Source organism: Parapedobacter koreensis, assembly GCF_900109365.1.
GTDB classification, from domain to species: domain Bacteria; phylum Bacteroidota; class Bacteroidia; order Sphingobacteriales; family Sphingobacteriaceae; genus Parapedobacter; species Parapedobacter koreensis.
Map to the genome: position 1 here is coordinate 1 of NZ_FNZR01000003.1, position 19,624 is coordinate 19,624.

14 protein-coding genes are annotated in these 19,624 nt (G+C 47.8%); 13 read left to right on the forward strand and 1 reads right to left on the reverse strand.

The window, feature by feature from the left end; translation table 11 throughout:
* Window positions 1–121: 121 nt before the first annotated feature.
* Entirely contained in the window at window positions 122–2,245 is a 2,124-nt protein-coding gene (locus tag BMW65_RS07750) for a ComEC/Rec2 family competence protein (protein WP_090604333.1), read from the forward strand.
* Window positions 2,246–2,255: 10 nt separating this feature from the next.
* On the opposite strand, the gene BMW65_RS07755 is transcribed toward BMW65_RS07750, so the two are convergent.
* Window positions 2,256–3,479, reverse strand: coding sequence for an acyloxyacyl hydrolase (locus tag BMW65_RS07755; RefSeq protein ID WP_245747549.1), 1,224 nt, complete (start codon window positions 3,477–3,479; stop codon window positions 2,256–2,258).
* 279 nt (window positions 3,480–3,758) lie between these two features.
* Between BMW65_RS07755 and BMW65_RS07760 the strand changes: the two genes are divergently transcribed.
* The 12 genes from BMW65_RS07760 (at window position 3,759) to BMW65_RS07815 (ending at window position 19,614) form a co-directional block, all read left to right on the forward strand.
* Window positions 3,759–4,178 carry a DMT family transporter gene (locus tag BMW65_RS07760; RefSeq protein WP_262497323.1) on the forward strand — a complete coding sequence of 140 codons (420 nt, stop codon included), beginning with the start codon at window positions 3,759–3,761 and terminating at the stop codon, window positions 4,176–4,178.
* Window positions 4,179–4,201: 23 nt separating this feature from the next.
* A complete protein-coding gene (locus BMW65_RS07765; protein WP_090604337.1) occupies window positions 4,202–5,143 on the forward strand; it encodes a sugar phosphate isomerase/epimerase family protein in 942 nt (313 codons plus the stop codon).
* 17 nt (window positions 5,144–5,160) lie between these two features.
* The gene (locus BMW65_RS07770; RefSeq protein WP_090604339.1) at window positions 5,161–6,675 is read left to right on the forward strand and encodes a CoA-acylating methylmalonate-semialdehyde dehydrogenase; all 1,515 of its coding nucleotides are present in this window, start codon (window positions 5,161–5,163) and stop codon (window positions 6,673–6,675) included.
* 40 nt (window positions 6,676–6,715) lie between these two features.
* Window positions 6,716–7,489: a cyclase family protein gene (locus BMW65_RS07775; protein ID WP_090604340.1), complete on the forward strand. Its 774-nt coding sequence runs from the start codon at window positions 6,716–6,718 to the stop codon at window positions 7,487–7,489.
* 9 nt (window positions 7,490–7,498) lie between these two features.
* The gene (locus BMW65_RS07780; protein WP_090604342.1) at window positions 7,499–8,575 is read left to right on the forward strand and encodes a zinc-dependent alcohol dehydrogenase; all 1,077 of its coding nucleotides are present in this window, start codon (window positions 7,499–7,501) and stop codon (window positions 8,573–8,575) included.
* A gap of 33 nt (window positions 8,576–8,608) precedes the next feature.
* Complete coding sequence (locus BMW65_RS07785; protein ID WP_090604344.1) at window positions 8,609–9,364, forward strand: SDR family NAD(P)-dependent oxidoreductase; 756 nt, start codon at window positions 8,609–8,611, stop codon at window positions 9,362–9,364.
* A 27-nt stretch (window positions 9,365–9,391) separates the two neighbouring features.
* A complete protein-coding gene (locus BMW65_RS07790) occupies window positions 9,392–11,482 on the forward strand; it encodes a transketolase C-terminal domain-containing protein (protein ID WP_177181048.1) in 2,091 nt (696 codons plus the stop codon).
* Window position 11,483: 1 nt separating this feature from the next.
* Window positions 11,484–11,864, forward strand: a complete 381-nt coding sequence (locus BMW65_RS07795; protein ID WP_090604348.1) for a cupin domain-containing protein — start codon at window positions 11,484–11,486, stop codon at window positions 11,862–11,864.
* A 41-nt stretch (window positions 11,865–11,905) separates the two neighbouring features.
* Window positions 11,906–12,538 carry an RNA polymerase sigma factor gene (locus BMW65_RS07800; protein WP_177181049.1) on the forward strand — a complete coding sequence of 211 codons (633 nt, stop codon included), beginning with the start codon at window positions 11,906–11,908 and terminating at the stop codon, window positions 12,536–12,538.
* A 124-nt stretch (window positions 12,539–12,662) separates the two neighbouring features.
* A complete protein-coding gene (locus tag BMW65_RS07805) occupies window positions 12,663–14,969 on the forward strand; it encodes an outer membrane protein assembly factor BamB family protein (RefSeq protein ID WP_177181050.1) in 2,307 nt (768 codons plus the stop codon).
* A gap of 68 nt (window positions 14,970–15,037) precedes the next feature.
* Window positions 15,038–16,090, forward strand: a complete 1,053-nt coding sequence (locus BMW65_RS07810) for a FecR family protein (RefSeq protein ID WP_090604354.1) — start codon at window positions 15,038–15,040, stop codon at window positions 16,088–16,090.
* A gap of 137 nt (window positions 16,091–16,227) precedes the next feature.
* Window positions 16,228–19,614, forward strand: coding sequence for a SusC/RagA family TonB-linked outer membrane protein (locus BMW65_RS07815; RefSeq protein WP_090604356.1), 3,387 nt, complete (start codon window positions 16,228–16,230; stop codon window positions 19,612–19,614).
* The last annotated feature ends 10 nt before the right edge of the window (window positions 19,615–19,624 follow it).

Genomic DNA, 19,624 nt, shown 5'->3' on the forward strand with positions numbered 1-19,624 from the left:
GACGGCACGGGAACGGATAGGTCTGTACATCCGCACGTTCAATGAAAAGAACAGCCGCATCATCGAAAACCTTGACCTGCGGTGATAAATTTGGTAGGACGTACGTTCGCGAAGCCCAATAATGAACAAACAGGATCATATACACCGAGGCCATATACCCTTTGTACGGTTCTTACTAGCACTGCTGGTAGGCATAGGAGCCAGCTATGCGGTGGCACCGCTGCGGCCCCTGTATGTCGCAGCTTGGTTCATGCTGATGCTCCTATTGATAGTTTTTATCGGCTTAGTTTGGCTTACACAGCTACGGCGGCATAAGAGTTATGGCATATTGGGCTTTTTGATCTTGTCGGCCTTAGCTGTGGTAGGATTGATCCAGTCTTGGCATTCCGATCCGGCAATAGATCGTTCGCATTTCAGTCGCTATGCATCCAGGGCACTGATTGGTTATGTGGCCGATGAGCCGCTCATGCGGGGAGATCACTTACGTTTTCCACTTGTGATTACTCAGCGGTACGGCAGTGATGGGGTCACCGCCGTTTCCGGCAGGCTGATGCTTACCGTCCGTATCGCAGATAGCCTGTCCGGGCCAGCACTGGGATATGGAGATGAGCTCCTTATTCCTGCCGCATACCAGGAGATACCACCTCCATATAATCCTGGCGAATTGGATTACCAACGTTATTTGGCTAATAAAAACATAAGGCATCAAACCTATTTACAGGCCGAAAGCGTAGAAAAGATAGGAAAAGATAAGGGTAATCCGCTTATGGCCCATGCACTTGCCCTGCGACAACAAATGGTTGACAAATTTTCACGATATATCACCGATAAGGATGCCTTTTCAGTGGCTTCTACATTGATTTTAGGTTATCGTGCAGATTTGAGCGAAGCGCTACTGCAAGCGTTTTCTAATACGGGCACCATCCATGTCCTTAGTGTGTCGGGTATGCATGTGATTATTGTATTCTGGGTGATGTCTAAATTGCTCTGGTGGATGGATCGGAATAAAAACCTTCGGATAGGTAAGTTTATCTTGTTGTTTACAGCCGTATGGGGCTATGCGTTGCTCACTGGCTTTTCACCTTCGGTATCACGGGCGGCCATCATGATCACTTTTGTCATGGCGGCCGCCACTTTCAAAAAACAAAACAGGGTATATAATAGCATTGCGGCCTCAGCGTTTTTTTTATTGTTATATGAGCCTAAATTTATTGCTGACGTGGGTTTTCAGCTTTCTTATCTTGCCGTGTTGGGTATTGTTTTCCTGCATCCCATATTGCAAACAGTACGGCCGGTAGCTAACCGATTGACTAAACCAATAGTAGACTATGCTTGGATGTCGGTTGCCGCCCAAAGTGGTGCCGGCCCGTTGGCTGCATATTATTTTCATCAGTTTCCCCTCTATTTCCTGCCCGCGAATCTACTTATCGTGTTGCCGGCAAGCGGTATTATGTACCTGGGATTTGCCCTATTGGTTTTGCCACCGGGGCAACTGGCCTCTGCGGTGGGAGTGGTACTGGAAAAGCTGATTTTGGGAGTTAACGGACTGCTGAATAACATGGAAGCATTACCGATGGCTAGCATACACGGGATCTGGATGACTTGGTGGCAAAACTTACTGATTTATTCTTTGATACTGGCGGCAGTGTTTGCGTTATCAATGCGAAGTAAACGCTGGGCTTATTGTGCATTAGTCTGCGGGGCATTCTTGCTGGTTTCATCATTTTCAGCAAATGTCCGGGCACTAGGTCAGGAAGAAGTGGTCTTTTTTAACACCAGAAGGGAAGTGGCCGTTGGTTTGATCAGTAAAGGGAAAGGATGGATATATAGCAGTTTGCCGTCCGTTGATGACCAAACCATTCGTTATTCTGTGTTGCCTAAATTGGAAGCTCATGTTCCTACATCAGCTATACGTTTCATCGCACAGGATAGCAGCTACCATGATCAACGGGTATATGCAAAAGAATCTATCGTTCAGTTCGGCGATTTAAGGTTCATGGTATACACGGGTAAAGTGCACTACACAGGGCATGTGCATGTCGATATACTTTTGCTACGAAATAATCCGCAAATCACTTGGGAAAAGCTGATGGAAACGGTCAGTTGCAGCAAATTGATATTGGACGGTTCCAACAGTGATTCGGTCATTAGCCACCTGAAGGCGGCAGCGGAGAATTCGGGAATCTCGGTATACGTGTTGAAAAATAATTTCGCATATGTGTGGGATAACAAGGCTTCATCGTAAGCAGGCAAAATCATTTTTTGCGTGGCAACGAGTAACCAACCGTCCATTCCACAAAGTCAGCTACCGCCTTATGCGCCTTGATGGAAACCCCCATGTAGGAGTTGCCAAATACCCGATAGCGTACGCCCATCCGTAAATAGATAGGGTCGGTTTCGCCATTGAATTTGTTACGGTGCACATACCATCCAATATTACCGTTAAGGTAGAGTCGGCTAGTAAGCAAATGGTCGATGTTAATAGCTGGCCCGCCTGAAAATAGTGCCCCGAAGGTGGATGCTTCGTTGCCAGCTTTTTCAGGATCCCTTCCCGAATCGGAGTAAAAAATATCGGCACCCAGTCCCAACCGCCATTTGTAACCCACTGGACGGTTCCAAAACAACCCCAATGTGGATTTGAAATATCGCCGGTCTCCCTGGTCAAGTTGTTTGACTCCGGCGGCATAGTGGAAATCAAATCCTCCGATTGTTTCCAAGGTAAGCACGGAATCTTTGCTGAAATCAAAATGCTTCGGTGCGGGTATATAGGTGAGTGCCACCGTGAGCGGCACCAAATTAATGCCCGAATTGGGCTTTTTTATGGAGCCGTTTGAGAAATGGTGGAATGCAAACCCTGTACCGATCTGGAAATGATTGCTTAGTTTGTAGTTGGCTTGGATGCCCACATCGATAAATACATTTCTATGCGTACCAAGCAGTTCATTGAATGGGTTGTTTTCCTCGTCATAGGGCTCGAAATTACTGGCCAGACCCAAGGATATCCGGTAATTAAAATCCCATCGGCTAAATCGTCCGGGCCTGATTGGGACGGCGATAAAACCATACAGTGCGTTGGGAGTGCCAATCTCTGCCTTTCGGAACGTGCTGGAATATAGTCCGATACCGTAAACCGGATAGTTGAACAACTGGTGATGGCTATCCGACCCGTGCTCGGTTTGCCAGCCGACCCTAAGATTGATCCCGTTGTAATAGATCTCGCCCAACTCTTCCCGGATACGATCATTTTTATAGAGCATCCCACCATTTTCAACTTCCAATTGGATCAGGATATTCGAAAATTTACCTGTTGGCTCCGTGGACAAACCTTTGAGGTGATCATACCTTGGAACAATTTGCGACAGACCGAGACCGGGCATCAACCAGAAGGTGTGAAAGAAGATCACCACCGCAAAGTTTTGCAAACGGAAAAGAGCGTGGTATTGCTGGAATCGATATGAAGCCGATAAACGTAGGGGCATATACGCGGGATATAGAATACGCTTTTACCTTGGCGAAGGTATCATCTTTTGTTTAAAATTCATCTTAAAAATGTATTTTCTTAACATTAGGTAGTGTTTTACTGCGAAAATCACCAGAGGCCTAAACCGCCCTGTGCTTATGCGAATAATTTTTCAAATACTCGGTATCATTTTAGCACTCGTCTCCTTATATATAGTGAAAGGGGATGGAAGTGGATCGTCCTTGGAACCAATAAGAAACCAAATAAAAGTCAAATGAAAATTTACCTTGTTCTTCTCATGTTTGTGATTGGTGCTGTATTAGCGCTTCATTTAAGTATGAATGCGCAAGTCGGCGTCATACTCAGGAACCCTAAAGTAGGCAATGCCGTGTTTTGGGTCATCGGTGCTATCACCGCTATCATCATTGGCCTTACAGCCCATGATTCAGAGAGCTTGAATCGCTTGAAAGATGTACCACTTTGGCTGCTCACCGCTGGTGCAATCGGTGCAACATTGGTATTTGGCATTGCATGGGCTATTCCGCAACTGGGTGCTGCACCGGCTTTTCTATTGATGATAGCAGGACAGGTTGTGGCGGGGATGGTTTTTTCACACTACGGTCTTTTAGGCTCGCCAATCGAGCCGATTTCATGGATTAAGGTATTGGGTGTCATTTTACTTATCAGTGGTGCTGGCATCGTATCATTCGCCAAATAAATAAAGCAGACAAGGAATTAATAATGGAAACTAAAAATCAATTTAACAGACGAGATTTTATCAGATTGATGGGACTTGGGGCTGCGACAGCTGCTTTATTGCCGCCATTAGCCGTATGGGGGGCGCGAGATCGGAAATTCCAAATAGGTGCTACCTTTATTTTATGGGGCTACGGTCCCGATAACCTTGAACCAGCCCTCAAGGATATTTCCGAGTTAGGATACCATGCCTTTGAAACTTTCGGTTCAGTCATCCAGGAGTGGGAAGAGAAGCGTGGCGGACTAAATCAGCTGATTGAAAAATATCAAGTCCCCCTCATTTCGGGATTTTGTATGACGGACGTCTTAGACCCATCTAAAAAGAAAGACGAGCTCAAAAAACTAGTTCACTGGGCAAGGCTTTTGAAAAAAAATGGCGGTAAAGTCGTGGAATATTGCGCTTCCGGCATCGACCGCGAAAAACTCAAATTCGATTATCGGGAGCACAAGCAATATATGATCGAATCCATGAACGACTATGCAAAAGCCGTGACCGACGAGGGGTTGGTATGCGCATTGCATCCCCACACGGGTACACCTATTGAAACCGAAGAAGAAGTCTATTTCGTCATGGAAAACCTGAATACCGACTACATGAAGTTTGGTCCGGATGTAGGACAACTGGAAAAGGGTGGGGCCGATCCGGTGAAAATCGTCAAGGACTTCATTCCGTTGATTGAGCATGTACACTTAAAGGATTTCGAAGGGGGAGACAATGGTTATTTAGGTTATGCGCCGTTGGGCGTGGGACATGTCAAACTGAAAAAGATCCTTGACCTTTTAGAGCAGAAAAGGGATCAAATGGCAGGCATGATTATGTTTGAGCTTGATTTCGACCGGGATATTACGCCAAGATGGACCCCAGATAAGGCCGCTGAACTATCTCGTGACTACCTGCAATCGCTGGGCTATACATTCAATCACTAAAACATAAAAAGTATATAATGACGGACAAAACATCCATTCGTAAGCTGGAGGCAATCATCGGTGGGAAAGCGGTGATCAGCGTTTCAAACGAGCATTTCGATATCTATAACCCCAGTACAGGCCAGGTACAAGCGTTGGCACCAAAATGTACACAAGAGGAGGTTGTTGCCGCCATCGAGGCGGCACATCGGGTATTTCCGTCCTGGGCGGATGTGCCCGTGATGAAACGTATTACTGTACTCTATAAATTCAGGGATCTCATCGAACGCCATGAAGATGAATTGGTCGAGTTATTGAGCCGTGAAAATGGGAAAACGCTCGGGGAAGCACGTGGGGATGTGCTCAAGGCTAAGGAAGTCGTGGAGCTGGCGTGTGGTACACCTTCGCTCATGATGGGCGAATCAGTGATGAATGTATCATCTGGCTTTGATACGGTATCTTACCGTGAGCCATTGGGCGTATTCGCAGGCATTGCGCCCTTTAATTTTCCGGCGATGATTCCCCTGGGCTGGATGGTACCCCTGTGCATCGCCACAGGTAATACTATCGTCTTGAAGGCATCCAACGTCACGCCGATGACGTCTTTCCGCATGGTAGAGTTGCTCTATGAGGCTGGCTTGCCAGCAGGAGTCGTAAACGTGCTGACCTGTGATGATCACGCGGCTGCTCCCCTGTTGGAACATCCCCATGTCAAAGGGGTCACGTTTGTCGGGTCCACACGCACTGGCCAATTTATCTATCAGAAAGCTTCTGAACATGGCAAACGGGTGCAGGCGCTGTGCCAGGCGAAAAACCATGCGCTGGTGCTTGAGGACGCTGATTTGGAAAAAACGGCACATGCCATCATCAATGCGGCCTATGGCTGTGCTGGCGAGCGATGTATGGCCCTGTCGGCGGTGGTGGCACAGGAAACCATCGCGGACGATTTGGTGCAGCTATTGGTCCAGTATGCCCAGGCACTGAAAGTAGGGCCGGGCTATCATCCGGATACACAGATGGGACCACTCGTCACCCCTGCTCACCATGAAAAAGTAACGGGTTGGATCGCTAAAGGCTTGGAAGAGGGCGCTCAACTGGTGTTGGATGGCCGTCAATTTATCGTGCCGGGATTTGAAGATGGATGTTACCTTGGACCTTGCCTATTTGACCACGTCACGCCGGAGATGACCATTGGTGATGAAGAAATATTCGGGCCGGTATTAAGCATAAAACGCGTAAAAGATTTTGAGGAGGGCCTTGGTATTATGAACAACAATCCCTATGCAAACGGCTCCATCATATTCACCAACAACGGACATTACAGCCGCGAATTTGCCAGACGTACCCATGCTGGCATGGTCGGGATCAATGTAGGTATTCCGGTACCGGTCAGCATATTCCCGTTTACCGGCCATAAGCAATCATTTTTTGGTGATTTGCACGCCATAGGCAAAGACGGTGTGCGCTTTTATACGGAATCCAAGATTGTAACCACCCATTGGTTTGGCCCCGGCGAAGGGAAGAAAATGGATGCCTGGGGCGGCGCGATGTAAACCCATGTCAAACAGCTAAATGATGAATAACACATAACAAATGAAGAAAGCATATTGCCCACCATTTAACTTACAAACGCGGTTGCGGTTCCTTGGCCATGACTGCATCGTGACAGATCTGAGCCATACGATTAGCAAAGAGGATCCAACATTTATCGGGCACCAACGTACACTAATATGGGATCATTTGACGCATGAAGAAACCCAGCAGATGGGATTGACCAAGCCGCCATATTCGTATAAAGTGGTAGGATTTACCTTGTGTGATCATTCCAATACCCATGTGGATGCCATCAATCATGTGGTCAACGAGCCGGATGCGCGGGCAATAAACCAACTGCCCTTGGAATGGTTCATGGCGCCGGGCGTTTGGTTTGATTTTGCATGGAAGGAGCCGCGCAGCTATATCACACGGCAGGATATCGAAACGGCAATCGCGCAAACCGGAGTACACATACAGCCGCAATCCGTGGCTTTGATTCATACCGGATGGTACAAAAAATGGAAGGATCCCTTCAATTACATCCGAGACTACCCTGGTCTGGATCGCAGTGCCATGGAGTACCTTAATGATTTGGGAGTCATCAGTGTGGGGGCCGATGCGCCGAGTATCGATAGTTATCACGAAGTGGCTGTGGTCAAAGAGCAACCAGCGCACATTGTATGCCGTGAACGGGAAATATTGAATATGGAAAACCTTGCGCAGGTAGACCTGATACCAACCAAGGAGTTTTGGTTTATTGGCCTACCGTTAAAAATCAAGGGTGGGTCGGGATCGCCATTTAGGGGAGTTGCTGTTGTGCCACAAAATTAACGTATTAAGATGACGACATATCATGAGATGGATGCTTTGGTGTTGAAAGGTGTCCGCGATTTTTCAATAGAACGGGTGTCTATTCCGGTGCCGGGAGATGACGAGGTCATCTGCAAGGTTGATACGACTTATATATGCGGAACAGACCCGCATATCATCGGGGGTGATTTTCCAGGGTTTTGGCCTACTGCTTTTCCATTTATCCCCGGTCACGAATGGTCGGGAACGGTCACCGTTGTGGGTGCGAAGGCCGCTGCTCTTGGCTGGCGGGAGGGCGACCGCGTCTGTGCGATTTCCCACTGTGGCTGTGGATATTGCAGCATGTGCCTGAAAGGACGCTACAACATTTGCTTGAATTACGGACATGAGGAACGCGGGCATCGCCAATATGGGCATTATACGCCAGGGGCATATGCACAATACATGCGTACTTCAGTGAAAAGCATCTTCAAGATACCCGATGAAATGGAATTGGAATATGCCGCTTGTGTAGACCCACTTAGCATCGCTTTATATACCGTCAAACGTTCGCGTATGGAGCCGGGTGACGATGTATTGATCCTGGGTACGGGACCGCAGGGGTTGATGGCTGTCTTATGCGCGAAGGCACTTGGAGCCGGACGAATCTTTGCTGTGGGCAATGGCGATCGCCTCAATAAAGCAGAAGAGCTGGGTGCTGTCCCGATTAATTACCGGAATGATGATGTACTTGGCCTACTGCGGCAGTTTACTGAAGGTAAGGGCGTTCCGGCGGTGCTTGAATGTGCGGGAACGGCAGCGTCACTGCAACTGGCCTGCCTCGCTGCGTCAAAGGGTGGGGTGATTTCGGTCATTGGTATCCCCCATACCGATCCAAGTATCCCACTGAAACGGATGGTGCTTGATGAAGTGGAATTGGTGGGCAACCGAGCCAACCCCAATACGGCTCAAGAGGCTATCGATCTGCTGGTCAATAATCGGATAGATCTGCACCCACTCTTGACACACCGCTTCTTATTGAAAGACTTCAAAGAGGCATTGCAGACCTTCGAAGACCGGATCGACGGGGCCATCAAAGTTGCTGTCAAACCGAATGAAATGGACTAATTGTAAAATGTAGCGATAATTAAGAAAACAGCTATGAGCGAAAAAGTGATGATTGTAAGTGGCGGGGCTTCGGGTCTGGGATTGGCCGCCGCAATCAAGTTTGCCCAACAGGGCTACGATATTGTGCTTGTGGACATTGACAAGCAAAAGGGAGAAAAGGCCGCGGAGCAGATCCAGAAGATGGGCAGGCAAGCGCTGTTCTGCGAATGTAATATTGCCGATGGCCTTCGGATACGGGAAGTGGCCCAGCAAACCAAGGAACAGTTTGGGCGCGCGGATGCGCTGATCAACAATGCAGGTTTGGAACTCCGGGGAAGTATCCTACAATGTACGGAAGAAGAATGGGAACGTACATATGCTATCAACCTAAAGGGAATCTACCACATGGCAAATGCATTTGTGCCCATGATGATCGAGCAGGGCAAGGGAGCCGTGATCAATACGGGATCCATCCTGGGATTCCGCACGGTACCCGAGCGGGCGGCATATTCTTCATCCAAGGGTGCCATTGATACGCTCACACGGAGTATGGCGCTCGACTTGGCCCCTCACCACATCCGGGTCAATTGTGTGGCACCTGGAGCCATTGATACACCCCTGTTGCGCGGTTCCATCAACGATTCGCCGGACCCTGCCGCGACGGAGAAAATCTTGGGTTCCAAAAGCGTATTTAATCGAATGGGCACGGCGGAGGAGGTAGCCAATGTGATGTATTTCCTGGCTTCGGATGAAGCATCTTTTGTCACGGGCGCTACCTACTTCGTGGATGGTGGTTGGTCGATATTATAATGGTAAAATCCTTTAATACAAGTTGTTTTGATTAGTTTAGTAGCTAAAAAATCTCAGTTGGCGAAAGGTCTTGTCCGCTTGCTGGAAATAAAGGATGCCGATATTCGGTTGTCCAATTTGTATCAGTGTCGCTACGCCGTAGATCAGGCCATCCACATCGGCGGTGCATCATCGGCAGTTATTCCGATGGTAAGCGTTTATTACAGTGGCGTATTGGATAGTGATGTTGCACAGCCGACAGCGCCCGATCAAGACTTATTTATATTAAGCAAAGGGCATGCCGTAGCTACCTTAGCGTCCATCTACGCGGACTTGGGGTATTTCGCCGATACGGTGTTGCAAAATTCACGGTCGATATCCAGCATACTCAATGGGCATCCCGGTCCCATATTGCCCGGTGTGCATTTGGCCACGGGTCCGATGGGGCAGGGCATGGGTGTAGCACAGGGGTTTGCCATTGCAGGGCAACGATCAGGCAATTTTGATGTCTATGCGCTTACAGGCGACGGTGAATTGCAAGAAGGTCCGATATGGGAGACGGTCATGTACGCTGGATACAAACGGCTGGAAAACCTGTGCGTTTTAGTCGATCACAATGGGGGGCAACTGGATACCACAGCCAAACTGCATTTTCCATATACCCATTTGGCTGCAAGCTTCCAAAGCTTCGGCTGGCGGGTGATAGAGGTAGATGCTACGCAATACCATGGTGTGGTAAATGCCTTGTATACCTTTAAATTTGGGCGGCGGGATGGTCGGCCAACCGTTATTATCTGCAATGCTACAAAGGGCCAAGGCGGTTATTCGGATTACATGAATAACCATAAAGTATCCATAGCGGCAAATTTGCTTGATCAGGAAGAAAAACTTCTCCAACAACGAAGGCTGAATCATATCCGTCGTTTTGGCCAATATTTCCAACGTTTACAAAACGAGCGCTTGTCCGATGTTTGCGAGGCGCTGGAGCAGTATGCCGATCGGTTGGGCTATGTGTATTCATCGACGGAAACAGCGGCACGTCTTTTCTTGGAAAAGAAACCGGTGACGGTGAAAACGGTGAAGGCTCCAATACGCGAAAAACGTATCCGTTTTGATGCTGCATCGTTGCCCAAATTAGAAATGGGAGCCAACTATATGCCGCATAAAGTGATTGAAATGGTAATGAAAGTATTTGCGAAGGATGACAAAGTCGTCTCTGTGGATGCTGATTTATCATCAACAAGCGGGTTGCAAGCCGGTGTAGGTTATGTAGATCAGACTCGGGCGCTGAATGTAGGCGTTGCCGAGGCCAACATGATGCTTATCGGGGAAGCTTTCGCCATACTGGGTGGAAATGTCTGGATAAGCACGTTCTGCCCGTTTTATGATTGGAAAGTGCTACGCCGTATAGCGGTGGGTTATCAGGAACGATTGGAAGCTATTGCTGCCAATAGTTGGCTGTCCGAGGGCCATGGCATTGATTTGACGTTGGTGGCAACAGCCGCCGATTTGGAAACCCAGTCAAATGGTGCTACGCATATGGGCAATGATGACGCCGTGATGCTCGATGGATTGGCTCATCTCAAGATTATCAACGCTTCCTGTCCGCAGCAATTATTGGGGATCTTGCGTTGGATAGCGCAGGGGAATAAAGGGATTGTGTACCTACGGATACTGCGGGCAGCCGCACCGGTGATTTATGCAAGTGATTTTGAGTTTGAATATGGTCGTTCATATGTTGTGAAGGACGCAGCGGAACCCGACATCACGGTGGTGTCCAGCGGACGTCAGGTGTTTGAATCCTTGGTAGCAGCAGACGAGTTGGCCGCCAGGGGAATCGCGGTAAAGGTGATAGACATGCCGTCCATAGACCAACAAGTGCTGTTAGCGGAATACCATAGCGGTAGACCTATAGTTATCGCGGAACAAAACAATGGCTACATCTGGAACAATTTCATTAAGGTACTCTTTGAAAACGAAAAACAGGTTGATACTGGACAGCTTTACGCTGTGAATACCGTGGGTAAAGGGCCGTTACAATATATTCACTCTGGTACTTATGCCGAGTTAGCCGACTATTATGGACTATCGGGGAGTCGGCTTAGCGACTACCTCATTGATTTATTAAACAAAAATTGAGATGACAATCATTCACGAAGATGATGTGCGAGAAACCTTACAACCAGGCAGGTATATGCGATGGCTTACTAATGACGATACGTTAAAAGCACAATACCTGTCCGTTTGTGTGATACGTGTGCTGCCGGGAGAGGCTGTGCGCCCGGCACATTCACACCCTAAGAGTGAGGAAGCCATTTATATTATTAGTGGTAATGGAAAAGTAATGATTGAAGGGGAGGTGGGAAATGTGAAGGCGGGGTCGTTGGTACTCTTTGAACAAGGTAAAGTCCATATGCTGAAAAATACCAGCACGGAAGAAATGAAGGTGGTTTGTTTTTTTGCCCCGGCAACCAGTCTGGACAATTACCTGTTGTTTGAGGACGTCCAAATTCCCGATTAATAGTTAACCGTTGCTTAGGTATCATAATTATGTTGTCCATCATGGGTAGGGTACGAAAACTGTCGAAAACCGAAAAATATGTGTCGGGTGAATTTCCTATAAAGCGTGTGAAAACCGTGAACGATTATGCACAATTACCCGATAGATCAGTATGGGAAGCGTTTAAGGAAGGGGATGAATTGGCGTTTGTCAATATCTACAGAACCTACGTCGATGTACTGTTTAACTATGGTTGCCAGTTTACTGCCGACCGTGAAATGGTGAAGGATTGTTTACAGGATTTTTTTGTTTATCTCCGCAATAGCCGGGCAGGCTTGGGAAAAACGGATAATATCAAACTGTACTTGTTGAAAGCCTTCAGACGACGTGTGTTCGACTACCTCAAAAAGACAAATCGGGAGATCCAACACAATGAATATTTTGCCTTTCTGCAATTTCCTATTGAACTATCCAGTGAATCCATGTATATCAACCGACAAATAGAGGCCGAACAACTGGTACGGTTGAATACAGCGTTGCAGGCCTTGAACACCAAGGAGCGGGAGGCGATTTATTACTTCTATTACGAAGGGTTGAGCTATGAACAGATCGCGGAAATCCTGCATGTTACCCATGTGTCATCTGCTCGGCGTATCGTGTATCGGGGATTGAGCCATCTGAAAAAGTTTTTTTAACCAATTATCCAGTTTTTATTGTTTTATCCGGTATCATGGATCGCCTTTCAGCCTTATTATATTAAGCACGTCAGGGCATACCAATTTGCTCGCACGTAACTAATTCGAACTAAAGATGATGAATATGTTATTAGTTAGATCAACTAAAAGGGGAAGACTTTTGCCCATTCTCAGCGCGGTTTTGTGTGCCTTCGTTGTCGCGGGGTGCAGCCGTCCCGATTCCGCTGACCAATATACGACATGGATGAACTATGGGGGGGGTGCGGATCAATCCAAGTATTCCAAATTGGATCGCATCGATAAATCAAATGTGTCCCAACTGTCCGTGGCGTGGTCATATGCCACAGGTGACAATACTTCTTACCAGTTTAATCCGATTATTGTAGATACCGTGATGTACGTACTGGCAAAAAACAGTTCCCTGGTGGCACTCCACGCAGTTACGGGCGAGGAACTTTGGATACATGCCAATCTGAATGGGATCGCTCGACGGGGGATAAACTATTGGGAAAGCAAGGATCGCTCGGACAGAAGGCTGATTTTTCAAATCAACGATTACTTGCAGGAAATCGATGCACATACGGGACAATCGATACGGACGTTCGGAAAGGATGGGTTGGTCGATTTGCGGGAAGGGCTTGGGCGTGATCCGGGGACGATTGCCCGCGCGCAGTCGGGCACACCCGGAGCAATATTTGAAAATCTCATTATCCTGGGGGCTTCCACCGGTGAGGGGTTTCTTTCTACACCCGGTTTTCTGCGGGCTTACGATATTCTGACAGGCGATCTGGCTTGGACATTCCATACGATTCCCCAACCGGGAGAATTTGGTTACGACACCTGGCCCAAAGACGCTTATAAATACATTGGCGGAGTCAATACTTGGGGCGAAATTTCCCTTGACGCGGAGCGGGGGATAGCTTATTTTCCGGTAGGTTCGCCTACGTACGATTATTACGGTGCTGACCGGATTGGCGCCAATTTATTTGGTAATTGTTTGCTCGCGCTGGATGCCCGTACGGGTGAGCGCCTATGGCATTATCAATTGGTGCATCATGACCTTTGGGATTATGACCCTTCTGCAGCTCCACAACTGGTCACGGTCAACCATGGTGGTAAAGCCATCGACGCGGTGGCTATCGCTACTAAACATGGGTTTTTGTTTGCGTTTGACCGGGTGACGGGCGAGCCGCTGTGGCCCATTGAAGAACGTGCTGTTCCTGCCAGTGACCTGCCGGGCGAAGAGGCTTGGCCCACACAACCGTTCCCAACCATATTGCCCCCCTTTGCCCGCCAGCAGATGACATCAGCTGACCTTACGCCGTTTTTCTTGAATCCGGACGAACGGGAGGAATGGACGCGTAAGATTGATAGTATGCAAACGGGTTTATTTACACCATTGTCTCACCTGAAGGCAACCGTCACACAACCCGGTGCAGTAGGTGGGGCCAATTGGGGCAGTACGGCCGCCAATCCCGCTACGGGTATGGTATACGTCCGTAGCATTGATTGGCCTTCGTTTTATGGGAAGATGATTAGACAGGAAGCCCCCGATGAGCAAGCGGAAGCTGCTGGTCCCGGGGAACTGAGTGGAGACGCATTATATGTCCAATATTGCCAGGCTTGCCACGCGAACGATCGATCCGGTGGCGTAGGTCCCTCGTTGGTGGGACTGTCAGCTCGCATGCAGTTCAATGAATTTCATCAGCTTGTATCAGGTGGCCGCGGTGAAATGCCGGCACTCCACCACCTCGATGAGGAGGCTGTCCAGCGCCTGTATAGATACCTGGCCCGGCTCGACAGAATGAGTCCGCAACGGACAAACGATACCGTGGAGGGGCCAGTGGTCGCATCGGGAGGCATACCGGGTGGTTTGGAATTGCGGAAAGCCCCGAATCTGGGTAGTTATGGGGGGAATGATTTCGGCCCACCCTATCCTGCAGGCGTTGAAGCGCCTTCGCTTCGCTACTTCGTTCCTCCCGGATGGGGACTGGAACATCCATACCTCATCAGTCCACCCTGGTCTACGATTACAGCATATGATCTAAATGAAGGGACGATTAAATGGACAAGGGCTATTGGTGAAGATAAGATGGCGGCAGCGGAAGGGGGAAAGAACACGGGAGTACCAAGGGCGCAGCGAAATGGCATGATTGTCACTGCCACGGGACTTCTGTTTTCTACCAGCAAAGATGGAAAAATATATGCATTTGATGCAGAGACTGGTGAGCAATTGTGGGCTGGTGATTTGCCTATGGGAACGGAAGGCCTTCCCTCGCTTTACCGAGTTGGAGGACGTGATTACTTGGTGGTCTGCGCGTCCACACCCATCCGCTGGTCGATAGATAAGGGAGAAGGAGACGAGCAAGAGCAAGCAGGTCAGCAGGGCCAATATGTCGTCTTTTCATTGCCTGAAAATGTCGGCCAATAAAAAAATCAAATTATTCGGTATCATTTTCCGATAGCGTCCCTTTATTATAATAGTAAGCGAATTGTAAGGTGAACGTGCACGAATTTGAAATATTCCTCCGGTTGATTATGAACAAAGGGTTCCGTGATTGGGTGATCAATCCCAACGAGGAACGAAATTATTTCTGGAGAAAATGGATGGCAGAACATCCCGACGCTACAAATGTGGTCAAGAAAGCACGAGAGTTTGTCGATCGGATAAGTTTCAAACATGAACAGCTTTCGGACGACGAAAAAGAAGCGTTGTTAGGAAAGATCATCGCTTCTGAAAAGCATCAGTTCAAAGGCAGTCGTACGTCCGATTTCTACAGCAACGTGAGGTGGTGGATGAAGGTGGTAGCGGTATTGGTGCTTTGTTTTGGCTTGATTTTGCTGACCGACGATTTCACATCGCGGATTCAGATTAAACCCGAGCGGTTTTTAAATGAATGCAAGATCATACAGACAGGAAAAGGGCAACGGCATAAGGAAATCTTACCGGATGGAACTACGGTTTACCTCAACGCGGAAAGTACGTTACAATTTCCATTACATTTTAATGCTGCTATCCGAAGAGTGGAGCTCAAGGGAGAGGCTTTCTTCGAAGTGGTACGCATCGACACGGTGCCCTTTATTGTTTCGGCTCAGGGAATTGAAACACAGGTGTTTGGTACTTCGTTCAATGTAAGGGCTGTGGAAGAGGAGCTCGCAACGGAGGTGTCTTTAGTGTCGGGCAAAGTCAGTGTTGATGTGGCGGGTAATAAGGAAGGAATAGGGGGTTCGGTCTTGAAACCAGGAGAACAGTTCAGCTATAATTGGCACTTGGGAAAATCGGAGAAACATACGTTTGACATCCAAGAAATAACCGCCTGGAAAGATGGTATCATTTATTTGAAAGATGCAAGCTTGGATGATTTTATTGTGAAAATGGAAAATTGGTATGGTGTTGATTTTCAGGTTTTCGGTAAAGCATCCAAGGAATGGAGAATCAATGGACGGTACCAAAATGAAGAATTAGACAATATCCTCAAAGGACTCATGTTTGTATATGGCATTAGTTATAAAATTGACGGGGACAATGTCATGCTGATAGTTAACCAATAAGTTATGCGACCCGACGTAGGTCAATAAAAAGCGTCAATAGTGACATTTTTTGATTTGTAGTATTGGCGACTAACGGCCGTGGTCGGTGATCTATAATAAATGTTAGTTATAACCAATTAATTAATAAAACCTATATTATGGAAATTTTTAGATTACACTTGTCGTTTAAGGCAAGAGGATTGGTATTGGGAATCCTTTTGTCACAACTGAGTATGACTTGGGTGTTTGCACGCCAACGTTTGCGTGACCAAGTAGCTGCTGTTTCGTTTGTACAGCATACCTTGAAACCAAGAGGGGTAACCAGCCTGTTGGAAGGAACGATCGATTTAAATATCCGCAATGTAAAAGTTGCCGAGTTGTTCCAAACGGTCGAAGCAAAAACCGGTTTGAATTTCGTCTATGACAAAGAAGTGCTGACCTACAGTAAAACGTTTACGATAAAGGAGCGTAATATTACTATCCGCGCACTATTGGACGAGATCTCACGACAATCCAAACTTCGCTTTAAGGCAGTCAGCAACAATATTAACGTCCGGTTAGTGGATGAAAAACATCCTGAACCGCTGGAATCCAAAAGCATGGCAGATGTGACCATAAATGGTCAGGTTCAGGACAAGGATAATGTACCACTGGCCGGAGTCACCATTAAGGCAGCGGGCGGCACCCAAGGTGCGGCAACCGATGAAGAAGGTCGGTTTTCCATCACCGTACCGGAGAATGCCGTGTTGGTATTCTCATTGATTGGCTATGTAGAACAACGTATTCCGGTTGGGCAGCAGCGCACGCTCCGCGTGACGCTGGCGGAAAGCACTTCTTCGTTGGAGGAAGTGGTGGTCGTTGGTTATGGTACGCAACGACGCAGCGACGTTACCGGTGCCATTGCTTCGGTTACATCGAAAGAGCTTGAAGATGAACCTGTGTTGCAAGTGGGACAGGCCCTGCAAGGTAAGGTGCCGGGATTGCAGGTATCACAGAACTCTGGTGCGCCGGGGTCCGGTTTGTTAATCCGCGTGAGGGGTACCGGTACAGTAAATAACTCCGAGCCTTTGTATGTGATAGACGGTAACCCCAATGTCGAAGCCATTGATATCGCACCCGATCAGATCGAGAGTATCCAGGTGCTGAAGAGTGCAAGTGCTGCGGCCATTTATGGCGCCCAAGGTGCCAACGGCGTCGTGCTGATCACGACCAAACAAGGCCGGGCCGGGAAAACCCAGCTGGACGTTAATTTTTCTCAGGGATTACAGCAGATTCAGCGGTATTTCCCGATGACCAATGCCATGCAATACGCCACCTTGTATAACGAAGGTCTGGTGAATGCCGGGCAGGCCCCACTCTATCCGGATCCGGAAGCGTTAGGCGAGGGGACCAACTGGCAAAAGGAAATATTTCGCCTTGCTCCGATGACGGATGTGGGTCTTGCCGCCAGTGGCGGTAATGAATCAAGCAGGTTTTATTTTTCTGCTGGTTACACCAAGCAGGATGGTATTGTTAAGAACAGCACGTTTGACCGGATTAGTCTTCGCGTCAATTCTTCACATAAGATCAATGATTTTATAAGTTTAGGGCAAAACCTGTCCACGAGTCTGGCCACGTACAGTAATATTTCGGAGTTTGGATATGGCGTATTAAATAGCACGTTAACAGCCAACCCGGAAATACCTGTAAAAAACCCGGATGGAAGTTGGGGTTTCTCCGCAAACTCTTTGAATTCCAGTAACCCGGCAGCTGCTTTAAGTTATGTCAATGATGACACCAAACGTCCCGTAATCAACGGGAATGCTTATCTCGATATTACGCCACTGGAAGGATTAGTTTTCCGTTCTCAGCTTAATTTCAATATGGGTAGAAGCGAACGAAAAACCTTTACACCGGTGTATCGGGTTTCTACTTCCCAGTTTAACGACGTGGCTACGCTTGCCGAGCAAGAAAGTCGCTTTAACGAGTACAGTTGGGCAAATACATTGACATACCAGAAAGAATTTGGCGAACACAACCTGGAGGTGTTAGGAGGTTTCACCGTACAGGAATCATACCGGCAAAATATTAACGCATCAGGAAGGGGGCTTCCTCCCGCAGCCACCGACAATGAGGGTATTCGTTATCTCGACCTTGCGATTTCCAATTTCAGCGCCACAGGGGGTGCCGGGGAATGGGGTATCCTATCTTATTTAGGACGTGTTAACTACAACTTTGCCGGAAAATATTTTACAACGGTTAATTTTCGTGTGGACGGTTCTTCCCGTTTTGGCGAAAACAACAAATATGGTAGTTTCCCTTCTTTTTCACTGGGGTGGAAAATATCGGAAGAGAATTTCCTGAAAGATGCAAATTGGGTAAGCAACCTCATGTTAAGAGGCGGATGGGGCTCATTGGGCAACCAGAGTTCATTGCCAAACTACGCTTTCGCGCACCTTGTTACGCCGAATGTTAATTACGCCTTTGGCAATGCCGTTGTAAGAGGCCAGGCACCCACTACCCTGGGTAATCCGGACTTAAAATGGGAGTCAACCCGGGAAACAAATCTCGGTTTTGATTTTACCGGATTCGGGGGGAAAGTGAATGCTTCTTTTGACTGGTATTATAAGAAAACGACCGATATGCTGTTGCAGGTGCCGCTGGTAGGATACGCAGGTATTACTACGGCTCCTTATGTAAATGGCGGTGATGTGCTTAATAAAGGAATTGAAGCCATGCTGGGGTACAATCATTCGACCAGCAGCGGAATCAATTTTGAAGTGTCGGGAAATATAGCCTTCAATAAAAATAAGGTAACCGCGCTGAGTAACTCGGGTACCTCCATTCAGCAATTCCTGAGTTTCGTAGGACTGATGAATTCCACACAGGTGGGAGCGCCGATCGCCTCTTTTTACGGCTGGATCGTGGATGGCGTGTTCCAGTCGGAGGATGAGATTGCAGCACATGCCGTTCAAAGTAACGGTACTGCGCCGGGCGACTTTAAATTCCGCGACCTGGATGGTAATGATGTGATCGATGCCAATGATCAGACGATTATTGGCAACCCGTGGCCCAAGTTTACATATGGCATAAATGGGGGGATTTCCTATAAAGGGTTGGATTTGAAAGTACTGTTGCAGGGAACTTACGGAAATGACATTTTCCAGGCGTTTAAATTCAGGACAGAAGGGGCAAGCTTCTTCAACTATACCAAGAATGTTTGGGATAACCGGTGGACAGGTCCGGGCACCAGCAACACGATGCCACGGCAGACCACAAGCGATCCGAACAACAACATGCGTTCTTCTACCTATTACGTAGAAGATGGCTCATACCTCCGGGTCAGAAATATTCAACTGGCCTATAACATACCCGTGAAACGGGCTCTTTTACGCAATGCGAGGGTATATGTATCGGTTCAAAATGCATTTGTGTTTACAAAATACCCAGGTTTTGATCCGGAAATAGGAACGAATCGGGACGCGAACCCGCTATATATCGGAATCGATGAGACCAATTATCCTATTCCCCGTATTTACACGGTAGGGTTTAATGTGGGTTTTTAGTGTCAAGAAA